Source organism: Candidatus Obscuribacterales bacterium (assembly GCA_036703605.1).
In the GTDB taxonomy this organism is placed as follows: domain Bacteria; phylum Cyanobacteriota; class Cyanobacteriia; order RECH01; family RECH01; genus RECH01.
The window spans coordinates 1-4,333 of the sequence record DATNRH010000189.1; the positions used below are offsets into that span (position 1 = coordinate 1).

The 4,333-nt window shown below is 50.9% G+C and carries 2 protein-coding genes; one reads left to right on the forward strand and one right to left on the reverse strand.

What is annotated here, in order from left to right; translation table 11 throughout:
- Nucleotides 1–330: 330 nt before the first annotated feature.
- The gene (locus tag V6D20_04020; GenBank protein ID HEY9814958.1) at nt 331–2,412 is read right to left on the reverse strand and encodes a helix-turn-helix transcriptional regulator; all 2,082 of its coding nucleotides are present in this window, start codon (nt 2,410–2,412) and stop codon (nt 331–333) included.
- A gap of 488 nt (nt 2,413–2,900) precedes the next feature.
- On the opposite strand from V6D20_04020, the gene V6D20_04025 reads away from it, so the two are divergent.
- Nucleotides 2,901–3,911, forward strand: coding sequence for a nucleoside hydrolase (locus V6D20_04025; protein HEY9814959.1), 1,011 nt, complete (start codon nt 2,901–2,903; stop codon nt 3,909–3,911).
- Nucleotides 3,912–4,333 lie beyond the last annotated feature (422 nt).

Below are 4,333 nucleotides of genomic sequence, written 5' to 3' on the forward strand. Positions count from 1 at the left end.
CAATCTAGTCGGCTGTTTCATCGCTTCTCTCCTCGGGCATCCTCTATGGCAGATCAAGACCTATGGAACTGTGCGGAGTTCAGCTCGTCTTCACACCCTTAGACCCACAACCCTACTTCAACTCGTTGGATGGTGTAACAACAGCAAGACCGGAATTCTACGGGCGTGAATTTACGGACACGCCATGGCACGGACTGATAATAGCCTGCCTCATCCCATAGGCGCAAGCGATGTTAATGGGTTCTTATTCTGGCTAGAATCGACTCGCAAACCAGGGCTTCCTTGATGAACCATGTCTAGACCATAGAAAATTATTGATGCTAGCACCTCCTAGAGGTGTAGCAATTTTCTCAGCTTGGTTTCTAGTTCGGGGGTAATGAAGCGATCGCCCCGTTCTAGCTTACCGATATAGTCAGCACTCACCCCCAAAAAGCCACCGATTTCCTTCCGGCTCCAGCCTTGATTTTGCCGTGCAGACTTCATGATATCGCCGGTGAGGGATTCCACAATCGCAGCCGGCGTTATGGCTTTTGGGCGCTTGGGATCCTTAATTTTGTCCAATAAATCGGGAATGGGATGCGGCGGTTTGATCGTTAGCTTGGCCTGCAGCATGCGCTCAATCACCTTAATCTTGCGCCAGTCTTGGGGTTTGGCATCTTTACTGCCAGGTTGCAGCCAGTCGGGATAGGTTTCTGGATCAAACTCAATCCGCCAGCCTAGGCTCATCAAAAGATTGAGCGCCTTATTCCAGCGTTTCTTGAGATCACGGGCTTTGTACTTGTTGTTCAAGGCTCGATCCAACTCAAGCTTAGGCAACACTTCTTCCAACAAGCTAATCACTCGGTAATCATAGGGATTTTGGTTGCGGGCTCGAATTCGGGCATCAAGGGTAAGCTGAATAGCCAGCCGCAGCGCCATTTCATTATGGTAGGGATCAATTTTTAGAATATCTTTAGCAAGATAGCCAAACTGATGCAGCGCCTCCTTGGCTTTGCTGCCTGCCCGGTTGAGAAAATGCTTGGTCCACAGGCCTGGGCTGATGGTGATATAAACTTCCTCGGGCTTCTCAATTTTGCCCGTTACCCAGTCAATTTGCCCGTGGGGGTCAATCAACACGTCCCACATGCGTCCAATGGGAGTGCTGGCATCAATCTGGCGGCGGCCCCGCCCCTCCACCCACACCGATCGCACCAGCAGGCAAGACAACGCATAGGCAGTACTCGCCACTGCATTGCGCTTCTCAGGCATATTCGTGTTGTGGTTTTTGTCCCAGCCGAGCAGTTGGATAATGTCGCTGGCCCGCAGGGTAAACGTACTTTTCCACGGCTCTCCTTGGTCCATGGTCTGAGCCGCGAAAATAAGCTGGAGCTTGACGGTATCAAACCCAAATTTGTTGATAATTTGCTCCGCTGCCTCCCAGGGCAGCATGGCAATATCCCCAGGGTTGGTGATGTAATGCTCAATATAGTTAGCCGGATTCACCCGACTGCGGTAGTGGAAAACAGCCAGTTCATCATCACTCCGCTGCCATAAATCAGGGCGAAGCTGGGCCCGAATGCTGCTGGCGATGGGAATGCAGGTGGGAACCACTGCAATAGGGTCTAGGGTGAGGTTGGTTTCTGTCTCTGCTGGTGGCCGCTGCTTGAGACCCAGGATTTTCTCAATATCTTGTAATGTACAGTTGGGTAGGTTGAAGCCATCGATAATTTTTTGTGTAATGTCCTGGCAATAAATTTGACCAAAAAAGCTAATTTTTTCTTGCAGGACGGGTGAGCTAGGGTCTAGCAAATAGGCGCTACAGCGTTCTTTCAACGAGGATAAGGAGATTTGCTGTAGGGTATCAGGACTGATGCTGCCTTCAATATCCTCTAGGGCCCAGATGACCAGATTGGCCCCAATGGCTCGGGCAAATTCTTCTTTGAAGCCGGCGTGATTGAAAAATTCTGCCAGGGAATTTTTGAGGTAGGCTTTCGTCTTGTCTTCATCAAGAACGAGTTCCAGCCGCTGGGGTCCTTTGCGACGTCCTGCGGCTAATTTCAGGTGAGGAAGGCTTGTATCGATCGCATCGACACCGTAGGTTTCAATATCTTGGGCCAGGCGATGTTGGTAGACACTCACCAAATATTGAAACAGTTGCAGGGTGACGGTATCCGGCAACGATGAATAGTCCCGTAAGGTGCCTGTTAGGGTTTCAAGATAGTCTGGCGTGAGCAGGTCGGAGACTAGCTTAGCCCAACGATATCCTTTATCGCCTACAGGGGAACTGCTGGAAGATGTCGAGGCATGGATCGTAGCTGGCACGACTACCTCCACATCTGCTCTAGTACCGATGTCTAGAGAGCGATCGCCTTCTGAGGCATCCCTAGGAGAGGCCTGAACAGTGGTAGAAGATGGGTGGGATTCTGCGGTCATAGGGGCGATCGCCTAACGGGCAAGACTAAGCGCTTACATCTGAGGTTTCAAGTGTACGCGACCTGCGTCACACTAACCATAACTCTCAAGGAGGATTCCGATCAACAGTAGGCAACTCTTCGCTTCTATCTCTCTAGGACAAGGATGCTACGGTCATCATTCCATGGGTTAAGGCATGAAGACGCTCAGGAAACGTGCAAACATTTGAAGACTTTCGAATATCAAATCCGGTTAGACATGCTCTTCCTTCAAGGCTTTAGCTGTACCTGTCTGTCTAGCCCCTATAAGGTTGGCTTGCCAGGGGGGGGCAGCGGGGAATCGAAGGCAGAATATCTCAGTCATGCCCCTTCAACCAGACGTGACAGAAGGCAGGCCCCAACCAAGCAGACGCCAGCTATATCTGGGGCAGCCATGCTATCTAGGGCAAGTATGGGGAGGTGCAGAAAATCCACTATGCTAAGTCTATTCTTTGTACAAAGCGCTTCTCCATGGCTCCCCAGTCTATCTCGACTCGTCCAGTGATTTTAGATACAGACCCCGGAGGCGATGATGTTGTGGCGCTATTCTGGCTAGCTGCGCTCCAAGCCGCCAAGCAAGTAGACCTTGTGGCTGTAACGACCGTGGAGGGCAATGTATCTGCAGCCCAAACATTCCGTAATGCTAGCCAAGTGCTCGCATGTTTGGAGCAAGCAACGGTTATTCTGGGGCAAGGACAGCAGGGTAGTGGGCAGATAGAGGATGCATCTCATATCCACGGAGCAGATGGTTTAGGCGGCCTATCTCAGGCGTTAGGATCCCCTGCTCATGATCGAGAGACTGCTCCAGCCTCCGAGGATGTAATCATTCAGCATCTCGAAACACGTCCCCATGAGGTCACCGTGGTGGCCATTGGGCCTCTCACCAATCTAGCAGCAGCAGAACGAACCCGTCCGGGCATCTTGCAGCTAGCTCAAGAAATCGTCCTAATGGGGGGTGCCTTTACCTGTCCTGGAAATATTACAGCCCAGGCAGAGTTCAATATCCACTTCAACCCTGATGCCGCCCAAACGGTTTTAGCCAGTCGCCAAGATGTGGTCATCTTTCCCCTGGATGTAACCCGTACCCTCCTGTTCACCCGTGAGCAGGTGCGATCGCTCGGTCAGGCTTACTCCCATCATCCAGCTGCAGCTCTGTTGGTGAACCTCTGTGAATTTCTGATCACGACCGCCATGGCCTATCGAGAAACCTCTGGGCAACCAGGTTTTCTGGTGCATGATGCGGCAGCGATCGCCTATCTCTGCTACCCCCACCTGTTTACCTTTCAACGATCCCAGGTGCAGGTTGAAACGCTTGGGCAATGGACGTTTGGGCAAACCATACGCGATCGCCGCCCTCTACCCCAGAGTGCGAATAGCTGGGTTGCACAAACGGTAGATTCAGAACAATTTTTCACATGTCTTCTGGGCGATCTACATCGGTTCTTTACTGACAAGACATCCAACGACAGCACTCTGGGCTGATTGCGTATCACAGTAGGAGGCTTGAGCAGTCTATCTTAAGGTGGAGAAACATAGAGAAAACAAGAGATCTATCTCTCGGTACGGACAGAGTAGTCACGACTCTTCACATCATAGACTTTCGTCATCAGGCTGAAGACCCAAGCTTCAAGGTGCCGTAATAGGCCGTTTTCCAGCCCATCTTTTAAGCCCAAATCCATCTAAAAGTGACATCGCCTGCTCCTTGTTCTAGCCCCTCCTAAGTCATAGAGATAGCTTTATTGGCAACTCTCTTAGATGGAGAGAAGACGTTGGAATAAAAGCTTTAGAGTGTCTATTCAATATAGAGGCTTTGTCTGGACGTGATCTCAGATCTTGGACGACTTTGAATAGTTTACGTCATAGCTTCTTGGATCGAAGAGAGAAGCAACCTAGCTCCACGGCCT

Bases quoted from the DNA above. Each gene is read 5' to 3' on its own strand.
- V6D20_04020 (HEY9814958.1), bottom strand. From the start codon at position 2,412: ATGACCGCAGAATCCCACCCATCTTCTACCACTGTTCAGGCCTCTCCT.
- V6D20_04025 (HEY9814959.1), top strand. From the start codon at position 2,901: ATGGCTCCCCAGTCTATCTCGACTCGTCCAGTGATTTTAGATACAGAC.